We start from the raw sequence: 17150 nt of genomic DNA, 5'->3' as shown, positions 1-17150 counted from the left end.
TCTGAACCGTGAGGCTAGCGTAGCCGCCCCTATGACGCGAGAGCCGGTGACCGGCTCAATGTGGCGCATCGGCGGTCCTGACACGGGCGATGGTGGTCTCGAGATCGGTCCAGGCCGGCTGGTCGGGGGCGAACCGCGCGCGGATGTAGCGCAGCAGCTCGGCGGCCTGCTGGTCCGAGAAACTGCCGGCGAAGCCCGGCATGGCGCCAAGGTCGGCATGGGCGGGCTCGGCAATGCCGTGCAGCACCACGCGGGCGAGATTGTCGGGCGAGGCGCTGTGCACGTTCGTGTTGAGCGCGAGGGCTGGCCGGGCGCCGAACAGCACCGGCCCACCCGCCTCGTGGCACATGGCGCAGGCGCCGTCGTAAAGCCGCCCGCCCAGCGCCGAGGCCGTGAGGGGCGCGGTGGCGGTGCGCTGGGCGAGCGTTTCGGCGAGGGCCTCGGTTTCGACGGTGGTCGGTGTCGCGGTTTGGAACGAGGCGAGATAATGCGCCATGGCGCGGAGATCGGCGGCCGGGACAGTGCCGAGTTCGGACACGACCGCCGCCATCGGGCCAGCCGCGACGCCGTGGTGACGGGATTGTCCAGTCGACAGGTAGGCGAACAGCTCATCCTCGGTCCAAGGGATCGGCGCGCGTGACAGCGCCGTGAGAGACGGAGCCTCCCATCCCTCGACGAACGCGCCCGCCAAATGTTGCGCGCCGCCTTGCTCGGCCCCGAGCGCGTTGCGGGGCGAGTGACAGGCGCCGCAATGGCCGAGGCCCTCGACCAGCGACCTTCCCCGGTTCCATTGGTCCGAGCGAGTTGGTTCGGCCTGCAGCGGGCCGGGCTTGAGGAACAGCGCGTTCCAACCCGCCATCAGGGGGCGCAGGTTGAATGGGAACCGCAGCGTCGTAGTGGGCGGTTCATGCGCGACTGCCGGCTGCGCCATGACATAGGCGTAGAGCGCCTGGAGGTCGGCCTCGCTCGCCTTGGTGAAGCTCGTATAGGGATGCGCCGGGTAAAGGTAATGTCCGTCGCGGCTGACACCGTCCCGCATGGCCCGCTCGAAGGCCGGATAGGACCATGAACCAATGCCGGTCGTCAGATCCGGCGTGATGTTGGTCGCCGTGACCGTGCCGAACGGCGTTGCGATGGGCTTGCCACCCGAGAGGCCGCCGCCGGGACCAGCGTGACAGACCGCGCAATCCCCCAGCGCCGCGACGATGCGGCCATGCTCGATCGTGACGCTCGAATAGACGGCTGGATCGGGCTGCGGAATGGGCGGGATGGCGCCGCGCCACGGTGACGGAACGACAGAGATCGCGGCGATCACGCCCGCCGCCGCGACGCATCCCGTCACCAGCGAGCCAAACCAGTTGCGGCGCGGCGTTTCCGCCGTCAGCGCTTCGACCGGCGGCGGCAGCTGATTGAGCACGGCGCGCACCCGCTCGGGCGTGAACGGCGGCTCGCGGAACCGCACGCCGGTCGCATCGAAGATCGCGTTTGCGATGGCGGCCGCGCTCGGCACCGAGGCCGATTCACCGACGCCGAGCGGCGGATCGTTGGGGCGTGGCACCATCAGCACGTCGATAGCGGGGAGTTTGGGAAAGGTGATGATCGGGTAGGCGCCCCATTCCCGGCTCGTCACCGCGCCGCCGCCCTGATGGTCGAACGTCACCTGCTCCTTCAGCACGCGGCTCGTGGATTGGATAACGTTGCCGTGGATCTGGTGTTCGACCCCGGCCGGGTTGATCATCAGGCCGGAATCCTGCCCGACCACGACGCGGGTCACGTCGACCTCGCCGGTCACGCGGTTGACCGCGACATCGGCGATCCAGGCCGAGGAGGCGGCGGCCGTTCCGGGGAATTTGCCGTGCACGTAGCACGCATAGGCAAAGCCGCGCCCGCGCAAGATGTCACCCTCGGGCGCAAGCGTCTGCGGCACGCTATGGGGCTGCCAGTCGCCGCGCGCCGCGACGGCGCGGACGAGGTCGATGGCGCGCGGATCGTCGAGGTAGCGAAGCCGATAGTCGATCGGGTCGACGCCCGCTTCGGTCGCGAGTTCGTCGATGTAGGACTCATGCGCGAAGCTGTTCGGCATCGACGAGACGCCCCGGAGCCAGGAGGCGCGGGCGATCGGCGCCATGTCGTGGACGGTGACGCGGGCGTGATCATAGCGGTAGGGCGGGATCGCGGTGCGGTCGCCCATCTCGAAGACGGCCGCGACGGGCGGGATCGTGCCGGTCAGCAACAGCGCCAAGGTGGGCGACCCGTTGGAAGGATAGCGGGTGGCGAAATCATAGGCGGCGGGTTCGCCCGCTGCTGTCAGGCCGCCATCGACATCCATGACCTGCGCGGTGCCCTTCGGTTCCCACGCATGCTCTTGCTCGCGCGACAATTGCACCCGCACCGGCCGCCCGACCGCGCGGGACAGCAGCGCCGCATCGGCTCCGACATCGTCGGCGCAATTGCGGCCATAGCAGCCCGCCGCCTCGTGCCGGATGATCGCGATGGCGGTCTCGGGCAGGCCGAGCAGCCGCGACAGGTCGGTTCGCAGCATGAGGGGGTTTTGCGTTCCGGACCACAGCGTCATGCCGTCCGGCCGAACATCGGCGACCGAGCAGGATGGCCCAATGGCGGCATGCATCTGATAGGGCCAGACGTAGGTTCGCGGCATCCGCGTCGTAGCCTCGGCAAGCGCTTTTTCGACGTTGCCGCGGTCGAGCAACACGCGCGGCTTGGACGGATTGGCGCGTAACGCCGCCTCGGGCGCTTCGAGGTCCGGCAGTCCGGGCCAGGGTTTCCAGTGCGTTTTCAGCCGCTCCGCCGCCGTGACGGCATTCTCCTCCCGCTCGGCCACGATGCCGATGAAATCGCCGATCACCACCACGGCGACGATGCCGGGAATGTCGGCGATGGAGTTCTCGTCCACCCCGATCAGGCTGGTGCCGACGAACGGTCCCGCGTCGACGCCAGCATAAGGGGGCCGCACGACGCGTCCATGCAGCATGCCGGGGACGCGCACGTCATGCACATAGGTAAAGCTGCCGGTCGCCTTGGCCGGGATATCGATGCGGGGCGTGCTGCGTCCGACGAGGCGATAGTCGGCCACGTCCTTCACGACCGTGTCGGTCGACAGCAGCAATCGGATCTGGCGGCCCTGAAGCAGTTCGCCGAAGCCGATGGCAGCATTGCCGCCGTCCCGGCGTCGCACGATGCCGTTCTCGACCGCGAGGTCATCGGGCCGGACACCCAGCCGCTCCGCCGCCAGGCCGACGAGGTGATGGCGCGCCTGCGCAGCCGCCTGACGTAACGGGATCGCGGTGACCTGGATGGTCTCGCTCGCGATCGTGGCACCCTGGTTTGGCACGAGCGCGCTGTGGCCCAGCACCATGGTGACGCGATCGAGCGCCACGTCCAATTCATCCGCCACGATCTGGGCCAGCGCGGTGCCGATGCCGGTGCCGAGATCGACGTGGCCGTTATAGGCCGTCACGTTGCCGGCGTCGTCGACCACGACGAAGAGTTCGAGGTCATGCCCCTTCGGTTGCGGTGAGGCGCTGGCCGGCTCTTCGACGATCGGGCCGGCCACATGCGGGCCGCGAAGAACCAACAGCACGCCTTGGCGGGCGAGTTCGTCGGCCTTCGTCAGCACCACGGTGGTCTGCATGGTCAGCCACCCTGCCGAGCGGCGCGGAGGTGATCGGCGGCGCGGCGCACGGCGCGCAGGATCTCGACATGGGTGCCGCAACGACAAAGGTTGTAGCGGAGTTCGGCGCGGATTTGCGCCTCGTCCGGCTCGGGGTTGCGATCCAGCAGGGCCTTGGCGGTCATGATCATGCCGTTCAGGCAATAGCCGCATTGCGCCGCCTGTTCGTCGATGAACGCCTGCTGGACCGGATCGGGGTGGTCGATCGACCCTAACCCCTCGAGCGTGACGACGCGACGGCCCGCCGCGACACCGAGCGGCACGATGCAGGCGCGCGCCGCGACGCCGTCGAGCAGCACCGTACAGGCGCCGCATTCGCCGAGGCCGCAGCCGAATTTCGGGCCGTTCAGCTCGAGATCGTTGCGAAGCACGTAGAGCAGCGGAACATGAGCTGCGATGTCGAGTTCGTGAGCGGTGCCGTTGACGGTGAGGCGAACCATGCTGGCCCTGATCGAAGGAGCGGCCTCGGCCGGTGTAAGAAACCGATGCTATCGTTTGTGTACGAACATGCAAGAGCGAGGCCGAGCGCCTCGTGGTCTTCGATCATGGCTCAACTTCAATGGTTTGCCCAATGCCGCAGCAGGTGCTGCTCAGTCGAATTGCACATACAAGATGCCGTTATGGCGCCTCTTGACATAAGTCTAAACTGGCGACCACACTTGTTCGTACACCAATGAATTTGCCGCGATGTCGATCCTCCGTTTCAGGCTGTAGCGCCGGGAGTTTCGCCTCCAGAGGCTATGCGCCATGACGATGCAAGACGCCGCACCCGCCGTTGCCGACGACAAGATCCGCTGCGATGCCTGTCCGGTGATGTGCTTCATCAAGCCCGGCGCGCTTGGGGCTTGCGACCGGTATGGCAACGAGGCCGGCGTGCTGGTTCGCGTCGATCCGCATGTCGTCCTCGACCATTGGCTGAGTGACGGCGGCGCCGTCGTGCCGTTCAACGCCGGTGCGTTGGATTGGGACGGCAGCATCCTGCGCGAACCGGCAACCTTCATAACCGCGATCGGGGCCGGAACGACCTATCCGGATTACAAGCCCGCGCCCTTCATCGTCGCCTCAGAGGTCGAGGGCGTCGACATGGTCACGGTCGTGACCGAGGGTATTTTTTCCTATTGCGGCGTTAAGGTTAAGATCGACACTGACCGGCATCTCGGGCCGGAGCGGGCCCTGGTGCGCGCCGACGGCGAGCCTGTCGGCCATGTGACGACGGGGGAATATGGGTCGCAGATGCTGTCGCTCGGCGGCGTCCACCATCTCACCGGCGGCACCAAACGAGAGGGCCGGGCCACCTGCGACGCGCTGCTGGCTTTGTGCAACGGCGCTGCGGTCGAACTCACGGTGGACGAGGGCGCGACCGTGCTGGTGCAGGCCGGCAAGCCGCCGCTCGTCAACGGTCAGGTGGAAGAGCGGATGCGGGTCGGCTGCGGCTCCGCCACGATCGGCATGTTCGCCAAACAATGGTTCGGCAAGGTCGACGAGGTGGTGGTGGTGGACGACCACATCACCGGTGTCCTGTCGGAGCATCAGGCCGGTAAGCTGCTGGGTATCGCCGATAGCGGCATCAAGATGAAGGGTCGCCGTTCGACCCCGGGTCGCTATTTCCAGGTTGCGGACCCCGGCACCGGCTGGGGCGGCACCAACATCGCTGATCCGCTGCAGATCCTCGGCTCTTTCGATCCGCGCAAGGCGCGACCGGGCCTCACCATGCTGATGGTGTCGACCACGGGCGAACACGCTTCCTATTACGTGCTCGACGAGGCGTTGCGCCCTGTGGAGCAGGCGATGCCCGACGATCTCGCGCGCTCGGTCGCCTTGATCCAGGAGAATTGCGAACCGGCTCTGTCGACCGTGCTGTTCATGGGCGGGGCAGGCGGCTCGCTGCGGGCGGGCGTCACCGAAAATCCCGTGCGGCTCACCCGGTCGGTCAAGGACGCGCTGACGGTCGTGACCTGTGGCGGCGCGCCGACCTATGTCTGGCCGGGCGGCGGCATCACCTTCATGGTGGATGTGTCGAAGGTGCCGGCCAACGGCTTCGGCTACGTGCCGACCCCGGCGCTGGTGGCTCCGGTCGAATTCACGCTGCGGCTGTCTGATTACGAAAAACTCGGCGGCCACATGGATCACGTGCGCCCGCTGTCCGAGTTTCGGGGGCCGGCGGCCCATCGGACACGCGTGCCGCATCGGGCCGAGAACCCCTGGCCGCTGATGCCGGACGCAGCGCGCGGGCCGCATCGGTGAGGGCGCCGCCGCAGATTCGCTTTTTGCCGGATGGGCATCGCCTGCATCTGCAGGATGGGCCGATCGATCTCGTGATCGGGGCATTCGGCGCGCACGAGGCGGTGCGTGCAGCCTATCGCGCCGCCGCGGACCGTTTTGTCACCATCCTCGACGAGCTTTGCGTGGAGCTTCCGGCCCTTCGGGCAAGGAGCCGTGCTGGCGACAAGCCGATGCAAGGCCAAGTGGCGCGCGCCATGCAGGCGGCCGTCGCGCCCTTCGCGCCGTCCGATTTCATCACGCCGATGGCGGCTGTGGCGGGCGCGGTCGCGGATGCGGTCCTCTCCAGCATGGGTGCGGCGGCGACGCTCGAGCGGGCCTATGTCAACAATGGCGGCGATATCGCGCTGCTGCTCGGCCCCGAAGCGGCGTTCACGATCGGCATGGTCGACCGGCCCGATCGGCCGAGCCTCTTCGGCGACGTCAGGATCACGGCGGCCGATCCAATGCGCGGGCTCGCGACGAGCGGATGGCGCGGTCGTAGCTTTTCGCGCGGGATCGCCGATGCCGTGACGGTGCTGGCCGCGACCGCTGCCGAGGCCGATGCGGCCGCCACCATGATCGCCAATGCGATCGACCTCCCTGCCCATCCGGCCGTTCGGCGCGCACCGGCTGCCTCGATCCAGCCCGACAACGACCTTGGTTCCCGTCTGGTGACGCGGGAGGTCGGGCCGCTCACCCGGGCCGAGATCGATCGAGCCCTCGCGGGCGGCGCCGCTTGCGCGCGCGATCTCGAGAGACGCGGGCTGGTCCATGGCGCGTCGTTACATCTCCAGGGTGTGACGCGCGTCATCGGCGCTGTTCCGAGTCTCGGCGCCAAGCCGACGCAGACCACCCCATCGCTTTTCAGAGAACATGCCTATGCCTGAGGTCACGATTCGCAAGCGCCTCGTCTGCGTCGAGGAGATCTACCACGAAGGCGGCCCGGTCGCGGCCACGCCCCTGCGGCGCGGCGCCATCCTGACCGCGATCCGCAACCCCTTCGCGGGCCGCTATGTCGAAGAGATCGCGGGCTTCATGGAGGATCTGCAACCGCTCGGCGTCGCCATGGCGAGCGATCTTCTCGCCGCGCTCGGCGGCGATCCGGCGCTGATCGCGGGCTATGGCAAAGGCGCGATCGTCGGCCAGGCGGGCGAACTCGAGCATGGCGCGCTCTGGCATGTGCCTGGGGGGTATGCCATGCGCGCGGTCCTCGGCGACGCGAAAGCCATCGTGCCCTCGAGCAAGAAGGTGGGCGGCCCTGGCACCCGGCTCGACGTGCCGATCACCCACATCAATGCGTCCTACGTTCGCAGTCACTTCGACGCGATGGAGGTCGGCATTCCGGACGGCCCCCGCGCCGACGAGATCGTTCTGGTGCTGGTGATGACGACCGGGGCGCGCGTTCATGCCCGCGTCGGTGGTCTGGCGGCTGGCGCCATCAAGGGCGAGGATGGACTGCGATGAGTGCGAGCATCCGCAAGATCGTGACCTTTGTCGAGGAAGTCCGGAGCGAGATGGGTCGTCCGGTCGATCCGCCGACGCGCCGGGCCGCGGCCGTGGCCGTGATCGAGAACCCCTTCGCCGGCCTCTATGTCGAGGATCTGGCCGACCTCGTCGCCATTGGTGAAGAACTCGGCGGCCTCCTGACCGAGCGAGCCGTGGCGGCTCTCGGCATCACGGGCGATCGCGTGCAGAGCTATGGCAAGGCGGCACTGGTCGGCGAGAACGGCGAACTCGAACATGCAGCCGCGATCCTGCATCCCAAGATGGGAACGCCGGTTCGCGCGGCGCTGGGCGGTGGCGCGGCGCTGATTCCATCCTCCAAGAAGCGCGGCGGCCCCGGCGCGGTTCTCGATATCCCGCTCGGCCACAAGGATGCGGCCTTCGTCCGCAGCCACTTCGACGGCATGGAGGTGCGGGTCAACGATGCGCCCCGCGCCAACGAAATCCTCGTCGCGATCGCGATCACCGACAGCGGGCGTCCTTTGCCGCGGGTCGGCGGGCTCGCGATTGCGGACATCAAGGGCCAGGACGGACTACGATAGAACGCAGGTCGCGCCGCTCGCTCGATGGCGCGCATGACGGATCGGACGGCCGCCGGCCGCCCTTGCAGAGAAAGAGACGTTTCATGACACGACGCCTTCTCGTTTCAGCGTTCCTGCCCGCCGTTCTCTCCCTTGTGGCGGGGGCCGCGCCTGTGCTCGCGGCCGATGGCGAGGTCAAGATCGGGGAGATCAACTCCTATTCGGCGCTGCCCGCCTTCACCGAACCTTATCGCAAGGGCTGGCAACTCGCGGTCGAGGAGATCAACGCCCATGGAGGCATCAACGGCAAGACGCTCGTGGTCGTGTCGAAGGACGACGCCGGTAAACCGGCCGATGCCGTGACGGCCGCCAATGAACTGGTGTCGCGCGAGGATGTCGTGATGCTGACCGGCGGGTTCTTCTCGAATGTCGGCCTCGCGCTCGCCGATTTCGCCAAGCAGAAGAAGGTGCTTTACTTGGCCGGCGAGCCGCTGACGGACGCGATGGTCTGGTCGGCGGGCAACCGTTACACGTTTCGGTTGCGGCCTTCCAACTACATGCAGGCCGCGATGCTGGCGGACGAAGCCGCTAAACTTCCGGCGAAGCGCTGGGCCACGATTGCGCCGAACTATGAATATGGCCAGTCGGCCGTCAAGGTGTTCAAGCAACTGCTATCGGCCAAACGGCCCGATATCGAGTGGGTCGGCGAGCAATGGCCGCCGCAAGGCAAGATCGACGCCGGTCCTGTGGTTCAGGCCATCGCGGCCACCAAGCCCGACGCGATCCTCAACGTCGAATTCGGCCCCGATCTCGTCAAGCTGGTCCGCGAAGGCAATACGCGCGGCTTGTTCAAGGATCGCTCGGTCGTCAGTTTCCTGACCGGCGAGCCGGAATATCTCGATGCCTTGAAGGATGAAGCGCCCGAGGGGTGGATCGTTACCGGATATCCCTGGTACGGCATCCACACCCCCGAGCATGACGCCTTCCTGAAAGCCTATGACGACAAATATCATGATCATCCGCGTCTCGGATCGGTGGTGGGCTACACGCTGATCCAGGCGGCTGCCGACATTTTGCGAAAGGCGCCCTCGACCGACACCGAGGCTTTGGTGAAAGCGGCCGAGGGGCTGACGTTCGACTCCCCCTTCGGCAAAGCCAGTCTGCGCGCGATCGATCATCAATCGACGCTCGGCGCGTTCGTCGGCACTACCACCGTGAAGGACGGCGCCGGCGTCATGAAGGATTTCGTCTATCACGACGGCGCCTCCGTGCTGCCGAGCGACGACATGGTGAAGACGCTCCGTCCGCAGATGTGAGACGCGACACGCGCGTCGATCTCGAAAAAAGGTGAGCGTCTTGGACTTCTATCTTGCCCAATTCCTCACCGGCCTCGCGGCGGCCTCGTCGCTGTTTCTGGTCGCGTCGGGGCTCTCGATCATCTTCGGGGTCACCCGGATCGTGAATTTCGCCCATGGGGCTTTCGCGATGCTCGGGGCCTATGTGGCCTACACGCTGACCGAAAGCTTTTCGGGTCCGTTCGGCTTCTGGGGCTCACTGGTGCTGGCCGCGCTGGTCGTGGCGGCGGTCGGGGCCGCGATCGAGATGCTGATTCTGCGCCGCATTTATCATGCACCGGATCTTTTCCAGTTGCTCGCGACCTTCGGCCTGACCCTGATGGCTGAGGATGCCGTCGTGCTGATCTGGGGGCCGGAAGATCTCGTCGGCCCGCGCGCGCCCGGTCTGCGCGGCGCGGTCTCGATGCTCGGCCAGCAGATCCCGGCCTACGATCTGTTTTTGATCGCGATGGGGCCGCTGGTGCTTGGCGCCCTCTGGTTGGTGTTGCATCGAACGCGGTTCGGCATCTTGCTTCGGGCCGCCACGCAGGATCGGGAGATGGTGGCGGCGCTCGGCGTCAATCAGAAGTGGCTGTTCACGGCCGTCTTTGCTCTGGGCGTTTTCCTGGCCGGACTCGGCGGCGCGCTGCAGATCCCGCGCGACGCCGTCAACCATGCCATGGATCTGCAGGTCATCGTCGAAGCCTTCGTGGTCGTGGTGATCGGCGGTCTCGGCAGTGTCGGCGGGGCGTTCGTCGCCTCGGTCATCGTGGCCGAACTCAATGCCTTTGGGATCCTGGCCTTCCCGACCGTGTCGATCGTTCTCGCGTTTCTGGTGATGGCCGCCGTTCTGGTGATCCGGCCCTATGGGCTGTTCGGTCGTCGCGAGGCGCTGTCGCGAAGTGCCGCCGTGCTGGCGGCGCGTCCGTGGGCGCCGATGTCGTCGCGCGGCCGGATCGCGGTTGCCGGTGTCGTGGTGGTGCTGGCGGCGCTGCCGCTGGTGGCTGGGGATTATTGGCTCACGGTCGGGGCCGAGATCCTTATCATGGCTCTGTTCGCGGCCAGCCTGCAATTGCTGATGTCGACCGCTGGCCTCGCGTCCTTCGGTCATGCGGCCTATTTTGGGCTCGGGGCCTATGGCGCGGCGCTTGCCACCAAGGCGCTCGGCTTGTCGATGATCCCGGCGCTTGGCTGTGGTGTCGCGTTCGGGATCGCGGGGGCGGCGTTGTTCGGTCTGTTCTGCGTGCGGCTGTCCGGTGTCTATTTCGCGATGCTGACGTTGGCGTTCGCGCAGATCGCCTGGTCAATCGCGTTCCAATGGAGCGCCGTCACCGGCGGCGACAATGGGCTGCTCGGCGTCTGGCCCGCCGCTTGGGCGTCATCGCCGCGCGGCTTCTTCTGGTTCGCGCTCGGCTGCGCCGTTCTCGGCGTCGCGGCGCTTCGGACGCTTGTGTTCGCGCCCTTCGGATACGGGCTGCGGGCGGTGCGCGACAGCGTGCTGCGCTCCGAGGCAATCGGGATCGGCCGCTATTGGACGCAATGGATTGCTTTCGTGGTGGCCGGCGGTGTCGCGGGGCTGGCGGGCGCGGAATTCGCGTTCCTGAAAGGCAGCGTCTTCCCTGACGCGCTCGGTATCCCGACCTCGGTCGATGGTCTTGTCATGGTGCTGCTCGGCGGCGTCGGCACGGTGTCGGGCAGCGTCGTCGGCGCGGGCGTCTACAAGGCCCTCTCGATCTGGCTGGTCAGCCAGACGGATTATTCGAAGCTGATCCTCGGCGCCGTGATCGTCGGTCTCGTGCTGGCGTTCCCGAGCGGACTCGTCGGCTTTGTGAGTAAGCTGCGCTCGCCCTTCGGTCGGTCCACCGCCCCGCAGCCGCAACCGCGCGTGGAGACCGCCGAATGAGCGAGGCTGTGCTTCTCGAGGTCACGGCGCTGGCCAAACGCTATGGCGGCGTGCAAGCCGTTCGAGGCGTATCGTTCCGGTTGATGCGCGGCGAGATCTTGGCGCTGATCGGCCCAAACGGCGCCGGCAAATCGACCTGTTTCAACATGCTGAACGGGCAGATCAAACCGGATGGCGGCACCATCCTTCTCGACGGGCAAGCCGTGACGGGCTTGTCACCCGCTGGCATGTGGCGGCGGGGCGTCGGCCGCACGTTCCAGATCACGGCGACATTCGGATCGATGACGGTGCGCGAGAACGTGCAGACGGCTCTCCTGGCCCATGCGGGTCGGATCCGTCGGATGATCGGCACGGCCGGCAACGCGCAACGCGAGGAGGCGGATTCACTGCTCGACCTCGTCGGCTTGCGGCAACAGGGAGAGCGGGTCTGTCGTGCGCTTGCCTATGGCGATCTGAAGCGCCTGGAACTCGCGGTCGCACTCACCAACGATCCCAAGCTGCTGTTGATGGATGAGCCGACCGCCGGCATGGCGCCGAGCGAGCGGATCGCCCTCATGCGCTTCACGGCCGATCTCGCGCGCCGACGGTCTATCGGTGTGCTGTTCACCGAGCACGACATGGACATCGTCTTCGAACATGCCGACCGGGTGATGGTGCTGAACCGGGGCGAACTCATCGCGGTCGGCACGCCGGACGTGGTGCGCCGCGACGAGCGGGTGCGCGCCACCTATCTCGGCGATGGCCTCGTCTATGCGCCGCAAGGCGGGCAAGAGGCCACGACATGAACCCGGCTCCCAAACTCGACGTCTCTGGCCTGCGCGGTTGGTATGGCCAGGCCCAAATTCTCTTCGACATCGCCTTGCAGGTCGGGCAAGGCGAAGTCGTGGCCCTGCTGGGCCGCAACGGCGCCGGGAAATCCACGACGTTCCGGGCCATCGCGGGTCTGCTCGAGCGTCGCGCCGGGCGCGTGATCTTCGAGGGGCATGATCTGTCGGCGCGGCCGACCTACGAGGTGGTTCGGCATGGCTTGGCCTTCGTGCCGGAGGATCGCCGGATCTTCTCCGATCTGACCGTCGAGGAAAATCTGGCGGTCGGGCGGCAGAAGCCGCGCGCCGGGGTGCCGGTCTGGACGCCGGATCGGCTTTACACGCTGTTTCCCAACCTCGGCGCGATGAAAAACCGCCCGGGTGGCGCGATGAGCGGGGGCGAGCAGCAGATGTTGACGATCGCCCGCTCCCTGATGGGCAACCCGAGCCTCGTTCTTTTGGACGAACCTTCCGAAGGACTCGCGCCGAAGATCGTCGAGGATATGGCGCGCGCCATCCTGCAGCTGAAACGCGAGGGATTGAGCATTCTTCTGTCGGAACAGAACCTGCACTTCGCCCGGCTCATCTCGGATCGCGCCATCATCATCGAGCGGGGGCAGGTCATGCTCGAAGGCACCATCGCCGAGATCGACAGCAATCCGAAGACCTCCGAGGCTTATCTCGCGATGTGATAGGGCGACGACATGGTCGGCGTAAGTCGGTTCGGATGGTGCGATCGGCGCTGACGCTGCCGCTCAGCGAGCGCCATGGCCGCTCGGCTGCGAGTCAGCCTGCGCCGCTCTCGCCCCTGTGGGAAGGCCGAACAGAGACCCCCAGCCGGTGATCCGCTCGGGTGTCGCGCCGATCGAGGCGAGCGCTTTCCAAATCCCGGTCGCGATGGTGTCGTAGATCGGAAGGCCGAGTTCGGCTTCGAGCGTCGCGACGCGATCGGCGGCTTTGAGATTGGTGCAGAAGATCATCAGGGCGTCCGGGCGCGTCGCCGCTGCCTCACGGCACATCGCGTCCAGGGTCGCAGGCGGCACGTCGGCGAAATCGGCGTTGCGCGAGATGCCGAGATGCCGTTCGGCAACGCAATGAAGACCGGCGGACGCGTAATTGGCCACGATCCTGCTTTGGACGTCGGTGGTGTAGGGCGACACCAGTCCGAAGCGCCTGGCCCCGATCGTGTGCAGGGCGTCGTTGAGGGCGAGGACCGATGTGACGCAGGGGATGGAGGTCGCAGCCTCGATCTCCGCGCAGAGCGAATGGTCGGTGTCGAAGCCACACCAACCGGCCGAGGTGCCATTCCAGCAGATTACGTCGACATCGGCATCCGCCAATAAGCGAGCGGCCAGGATGATGGGCGTGGGATCGAATTGCGCGAGACCGCCCTCGGACAGGTCGATCCGGGTGACGGGAAACCGGCTGAAATGCGCCGTGACGTCGGGCACGTCACTCAGCATGCGCGCCACGAGCGGCTCGAGCGCGGTATTGGAGGAGGGAACCAGAATCCCGAGGCGCGGCATGCAACATTCCGACGAGTGACGATAAGTGAAGCGATCCGCATAGCCCTTCGTCGCCGCGGGATGGCCGCGACGACGAGTAAGCTGAGGCAGCATCGGACGCGATGTGGCGCCCCGAGTTAAGTCCGCGACGACGGCGCGTAGAAGGGCTGCCGCTCCGGCATGTCGGTGAGATAGTCGCGGTAGAACGCCTCGACATGCGGGAACACTTGCCGCCGTAGTTCACGGCTGGTCATTTCAGCTTCGGTGCGCGGCCGTGACATGGCTTCGGCGATCTCGGCCAGAACCTTGTCGCGGTCGATATGCGTGAAGCGGCCGTGCTCGTAGATCATCTCGCCGTTCACGAAGACGGCATCCACAGCATCGGTCTTGGCCCGCTGGATCAGCGCGTCAAGCATCGGGATATCGTCATCCTGATAGGGATAAAACGCCTTCTTGACGTTGATCAGCACCGCATCGGCGAAGCGGCCTGGCTCAAGTTTTCCGATGCTCGCGCCGAACGCCGTGGTCATCGCGCCATGCTCGGTCGCCATTTTGAGGATCTGCGGGCAAGAGGGCACGTCGTCCTCCCGCATGCCGGGAACGCGGTGAACCCGCAGCGCCAACCGCATCTCCTGCAGCATGTCGCGATCTTCGTTGATGCCGGCCTCATCGAGACCCATCCCGACCGTGACGCCCTTCGCCTCGAAAACGTTGACCGGTGCGACCCCGCTGCGAAGACGCAGGTTGGAGCTGCAATTGTGGCAGATGCAGGTACCAGTCGCGGCCGCGATCTCGATATCGTCTTCGGTCAGCCACACGCCATGGCCGAGCGTCAGGCCTGGTCCCAGAAGACCAAGCTTGTCGAGGTGCTTCACCGCGGTGGTGCCGGTGCGGCGGCGGGCATATTCCTTCTGGTAGACCGTCTCCAGCAAATGCATGTGCATCGGCACATGGGCCGTATCGGCTTTTTGCTTGAGCGCTTGCAGCCCCTCGTCCGTGCACCAATGAAGGTTTGCGGGAGCGAGCTGGATGCGGGTGAGGTTCTGCCCCGCATTCTCGCCGTTCAGCATGTCGAACAGCTTGAGATAATCATTGAAGGGAAGCCGTTGCTTGGCGAGATGCGGAGCCAGCAAGGCGGCCGTTTCGGTCGGAAGCCGCTGCAGAAAATCCTCGTCCGCCTCGTAGACGAGCCGGTTCTGCTCGCGGACCGCGAAGCAATAGGAGGCCCTCATGCCGATGGTGCGATAGGCGTCGAGGACCTTGGTCGAACAGCCGTGGATGTGCGAGAGCGGGCCCGGAATCCAGCCGTGGATATGCTGCACGGTCGTGATGCCGGAGGCGATCATCTCGAATGCCGAGTAGAGCGTGTCGAGGTAAAGGTCCACGGCCCGGCCGGAGATGCGACTGGCGAACCAGAGTTCCAGTGCATAATCGGGCGAACCAAGTTGCAGCGGCGTCAGCCCGACATGATGATGACTGTTGACGAAGCCGGGCAGAATGGCGTGGTCGGGGGAGCCATAAGTCGGCGCATCCGGATATTTGGCGCGCATCTCTGCGATCGGGCCGACGTCCACAACCTTTCCGTCCCGATAGGCCAGGGCGGCATCCCGCCAGATGGTCGCTCGCTCACGGCTCTCGACGCCGGTTACGATCCAGCCGCCGATCAACAAACCTTCCGACATCATGCTTCCTTCTGGCTTCCGGCCTTTCCGGCCCGACGATCAGCAGGTCATAGCAAGCGCCATACCGCACCCGATGGTGGCTCAGCCAAGGGGCGCGGCTTTGATCCTCGCCAGACTGCCCCGCAGAACGTCCCGAAGTTTCGGGGCGCTGGTGTTGGGCTTGGTCATATCCAAGCCCTGTTCGAGAGCGACGAGATGCTGTTCCATCTCTTGCACCGCACCCTCGATATCGCCGGCGGCCATCAACGCAAGCAGGCGCCGGTGCTCGTCGTTCCTACACCCCGAGGTATCGGCCCGCTGGTGGGTGCTGATCGCCAGAATCGTGCGGGAGACGAGTTCCCGCAGCATGGTCTCGACGATCGGATTGCCGGTCATCGCGGCCATGCGAAGGTGGAAGTCGCCGGAGAGACGCAGGGCCTCTCTCTCGTCGCCAATCGCATGGGCTTGATCTTCCGCATCGACGCATTCGATTAATGGCCTGAGATCGTTGGCACTTGTCACCCCGCAAAGACATCGCACGATCCCGCCTTCGAGAAGGCGGCGGGCGCCGAACAGGTGCTTGGCTTCATCCAGCGGCGGTTCCGCCACAAAGGCGCCCCGGTTCGGAACGAGCGTCACCAATCCCTCGTCCTGCAGTCGATCCAGCGCCCAGCGCACGGGGCCGCGTCCGCAGCCGAACGTGTCTGCGATCACGTCTTCTGTGAGCTTCGTGCCGGGCGCCAGTTTCCGAGACACGATGGCTTCTCGAATGGATGCGAAAATATCGCGTTTGGCTGCCGCCGCAGGCCGGTCGCCGAGGCTACTTGCCGCCGACATCATGCCCCCTCCGTAATCGAATTGCCGAAATTGCTAACAATATGACTTTAATTTTGTGCACGATTTCACAGCTGCCTGGCGAACAATGTCTGGGGTGTCTTGCTGCCAGAGCCGAATGCTCCTTGTCCAGCCACAAACAAGGATGTCGGCCAGGTTTCGCCGGAGGTGGCACGTGACTTGCGAAATGAACGGCGAACCTTCGAAAGCATCGACCGATCGTGCATTCAACCGCCGCCACCATGACGCAACCGCTGACCCTCACCCACGGTGGGGCTTTGTCGAATTTGCCATTGTTCCTGGCGCTCGACGCGGAGCTGTTCGCCCCTCTTGGCCTTGACGTCTTTGCTGCTCCGCTCGACGGCTTCGGGTCGACAGCGGGTCGATTGCGAGACGGCACCGCCGCGATCGGCACGACCGGCTTCACGCAAGTTCTGGCAGATGCCACATCGCATGATCCCCTCGTTGCTGTCGCCGGCAGCGGTCTGCGTGGCATGGCGGTTCTCGGGCGGCGGGGCGCGACCCTCAAGGGTCTCGTCGGCGCAACGGTCGGCACCTTCGCGGACGATCCCATGCAGGTGCTGCTCGCCGACGTCCTGGCGCATCATGGCCTCGATGGTAGGGTTCACGTGCGGATGATGCGCTCCCTCCAAGCGGCCGCCGACGGGCTGGAGCAGGGTGAGTTCCAGGCCGTCACCACGATCGAGCCTTGGATCAGTCTCCTCCGTGGACGAGGCGCGACACTGCTCAGCGACGGCACCGACGTCTGGGGCCCCGACTATCCCGATACCATCCTGGTCGCCCGCCGCAGCGTGGTCGACACGGCTCCGGATCAGATCGTCACCGTCATTCGGGCCATGCTGCGGGCCGAGCGGATGATCGGCGACCATCCGCGCAGCGCGTTGCGGGCCGTCGCGCATCGCTTTCCCGGCTTTTCGTTGGATCAGCTGAGCGCGGGCCTCGTCGGTCAACCGCCCTGCGTCGACCTGCGCGGCAAGCAGGCGGCCCTCCTCGATCGCTGGCCCACCGTGCGGCGGTTGGCCGGCCTCCCGCCCGATCCCGTCCCCTCCACCCTGGTCGACTTTCGCTGCTTGGCGAGGGCCGTCGAGGCGGAAGCCTACGCCTAGCTC

Annotated in this window: 14 protein-coding genes; 9 read left to right on the top strand and 5 right to left on the bottom strand. The window is 66.1% G+C overall.

Annotation, left to right across the window (positions count from 1 at the left end):
* Positions 1-55: 55 nt before the first annotated feature.
* Together LGH83_RS07405 and LGH83_RS07400 are read right to left on the bottom strand one after the other, a co-directional pair.
* Positions 56-3652 (bottom strand): molybdopterin cofactor-binding domain-containing protein, encoded by a 3597-nt coding sequence (locus LGH83_RS07405; RefSeq protein WP_227401233.1) that lies wholly within the window; start codon positions 3650-3652, stop codon positions 56-58.
* A gap of 2 nt (positions 3653-3654) precedes the next feature.
* On the bottom strand, positions 3655-4131 hold the full coding sequence (locus tag LGH83_RS07400; RefSeq protein WP_413771118.1) for a (2Fe-2S)-binding protein: 477 nt from the start codon (positions 4129-4131) through the stop codon (positions 3655-3657).
* A gap of 313 nt (positions 4132-4444) precedes the next feature.
* On the opposite strand from LGH83_RS07400, the gene LGH83_RS07395 reads away from it, so the two are divergent.
* From LGH83_RS07395 to LGH83_RS07360, 8 genes are all read left to right on the top strand, one after another.
* Positions 4445-5935: a 6-hydroxynicotinate reductase gene (locus tag LGH83_RS07395; protein ID WP_413771148.1), complete on the top strand. Its 1491-nt coding sequence runs from the start codon at positions 4445-4447 to the stop codon at positions 5933-5935.
* Positions 5932-6840, top strand: coding sequence for a UPF0280 family protein (locus tag LGH83_RS07390; protein WP_227401231.1), 909 nt, complete (start codon positions 5932-5934; stop codon positions 6838-6840). Before LGH83_RS07395 ends, LGH83_RS07390 begins: the two co-directional genes overlap by 4 nt.
* Positions 6833-7417 (top strand): amino acid synthesis family protein, encoded by a 585-nt coding sequence (locus tag LGH83_RS07385; RefSeq protein ID WP_227401230.1) that lies wholly within the window; start codon positions 6833-6835, stop codon positions 7415-7417. The genes LGH83_RS07390 and LGH83_RS07385 overlap by 8 nt, the downstream gene beginning before the upstream one ends.
* Entirely contained in the window at positions 7414-7998 is a 585-nt protein-coding gene (locus LGH83_RS07380) for an amino acid synthesis family protein (protein WP_227401229.1), read from the top strand. Before LGH83_RS07385 ends, LGH83_RS07380 begins: the two co-directional genes overlap by 4 nt.
* An 83-nt stretch (positions 7999-8081) precedes the next feature.
* Positions 8082-9293 carry an ABC transporter substrate-binding protein gene (locus LGH83_RS07375; protein ID WP_227401228.1) on the top strand — a complete coding sequence of 404 codons (1212 nt, stop codon included), beginning with the start codon at positions 8082-8084 and terminating at the stop codon, positions 9291-9293.
* A gap of 40 nt (positions 9294-9333) precedes the next feature.
* Complete coding sequence (locus tag LGH83_RS07370) at positions 9334-11214, top strand: ABC transporter permease (RefSeq protein ID WP_227401227.1); 1881 nt, start codon at positions 9334-9336, stop codon at positions 11212-11214.
* Entirely contained in the window at positions 11211-11999 is a 789-nt protein-coding gene (locus tag LGH83_RS07365; RefSeq protein WP_227401226.1) for an ABC transporter ATP-binding protein, read from the top strand. Before LGH83_RS07370 ends, LGH83_RS07365 begins: the two co-directional genes overlap by 4 nt.
* On the top strand, positions 11996-12712 hold the full coding sequence (locus tag LGH83_RS07360) for an ABC transporter ATP-binding protein (protein ID WP_227401225.1): 717 nt from the start codon (positions 11996-11998) through the stop codon (positions 12710-12712). The genes LGH83_RS07365 and LGH83_RS07360 overlap by 4 nt, the downstream gene beginning before the upstream one ends.
* 63 nt (positions 12713-12775) lie before the next feature.
* Here the strand turns inward: LGH83_RS07360 and LGH83_RS07355 are convergent, their stop codons facing one another.
* The 3 genes from LGH83_RS07355 to LGH83_RS07345 all read right to left on the bottom strand — a co-directional run bounded on the left by LGH83_RS07355 (position 12776) and on the right by LGH83_RS07345 (position 16026).
* Positions 12776-13546 (bottom strand): aspartate/glutamate racemase family protein, encoded by a 771-nt coding sequence (locus tag LGH83_RS07355; RefSeq protein WP_227401224.1) that lies wholly within the window; start codon positions 13544-13546, stop codon positions 12776-12778.
* Between the two features lie 116 nt (positions 13547-13662).
* A complete protein-coding gene (locus tag LGH83_RS07350; protein WP_227401765.1) occupies positions 13663-15207 on the bottom strand; it encodes an amidohydrolase family protein in 1545 nt (514 codons plus the stop codon).
* A gap of 81 nt (positions 15208-15288) precedes the next feature.
* On the bottom strand, positions 15289-16026 hold the full coding sequence (locus tag LGH83_RS07345; protein WP_227401223.1) for a GntR family transcriptional regulator: 738 nt from the start codon (positions 16024-16026) through the stop codon (positions 15289-15291).
* 215 nt (positions 16027-16241) lie between these two features.
* On the opposite strand from LGH83_RS07345, the gene LGH83_RS07340 reads away from it, so the two are divergent.
* Positions 16242-17147, top strand: a complete 906-nt coding sequence (locus LGH83_RS07340) for an ABC transporter substrate-binding protein (protein WP_227401222.1) — start codon at positions 16242-16244, stop codon at positions 17145-17147.
* Positions 17148-17150: the final 3 nt, after the last annotated feature.

It is taken from the genome of Lichenihabitans sp. PAMC28606, from assembly GCF_020616535.1.
Taxonomy (GTDB): Bacteria; Pseudomonadota; Alphaproteobacteria; order Rhizobiales; family Beijerinckiaceae; genus Lichenihabitans; species Lichenihabitans psoromatis.
Note: the sequence above shows the minus strand (reverse complement) of the source record. Positions and strands in the feature narration are given on the sequence as shown.

Bases quoted from the DNA above. Each gene is read 5' to 3' on its own strand.
- LGH83_RS07405 (WP_227401233.1), bottom strand. From the start codon at position 3,652: ATGCAGACCACCGTGGTGCTGACGAAGGCCGACGAACTCGCCCGCCAA.
- LGH83_RS07400 (WP_413771118.1), bottom strand. From the start codon at position 4,131: ATGGTTCGCCTCACCGTCAACGGCACCGCTCACGAACTCGACATCGCA.
- LGH83_RS07395 (WP_413771148.1), top strand. From the start codon at position 4,445: ATGCAAGACGCCGCACCCGCCGTTGCCGACGACAAGATCCGCTGCGAT.
- LGH83_RS07385 (WP_227401230.1), top strand. From the start codon at position 6,833: ATGCCTGAGGTCACGATTCGCAAGCGCCTCGTCTGCGTCGAGGAGATC.
- LGH83_RS07380 (WP_227401229.1), top strand. From the start codon at position 7,414: ATGAGTGCGAGCATCCGCAAGATCGTGACCTTTGTCGAGGAAGTCCGG.
- LGH83_RS07375 (WP_227401228.1), top strand. From the start codon at position 8,082: ATGACACGACGCCTTCTCGTTTCAGCGTTCCTGCCCGCCGTTCTCTCC.
- LGH83_RS07365 (WP_227401226.1), top strand. From the start codon at position 11,211: ATGAGCGAGGCTGTGCTTCTCGAGGTCACGGCGCTGGCCAAACGCTAT.
- LGH83_RS07360 (WP_227401225.1), top strand. From the start codon at position 11,996: ATGAACCCGGCTCCCAAACTCGACGTCTCTGGCCTGCGCGGTTGGTAT.
- LGH83_RS07355 (WP_227401224.1), bottom strand. From the start codon at position 13,546: ATGCCGCGCCTCGGGATTCTGGTTCCCTCCTCCAATACCGCGCTCGAG.
- LGH83_RS07350 (WP_227401765.1), bottom strand. From the start codon at position 15,207: ATGTCGGAAGGTTTGTTGATCGGCGGCTGGATCGTAACCGGCGTCGAG.
- LGH83_RS07345 (WP_227401223.1), bottom strand. From the start codon at position 16,026: ATGATGTCGGCGGCAAGTAGCCTCGGCGACCGGCCTGCGGCGGCAGCC.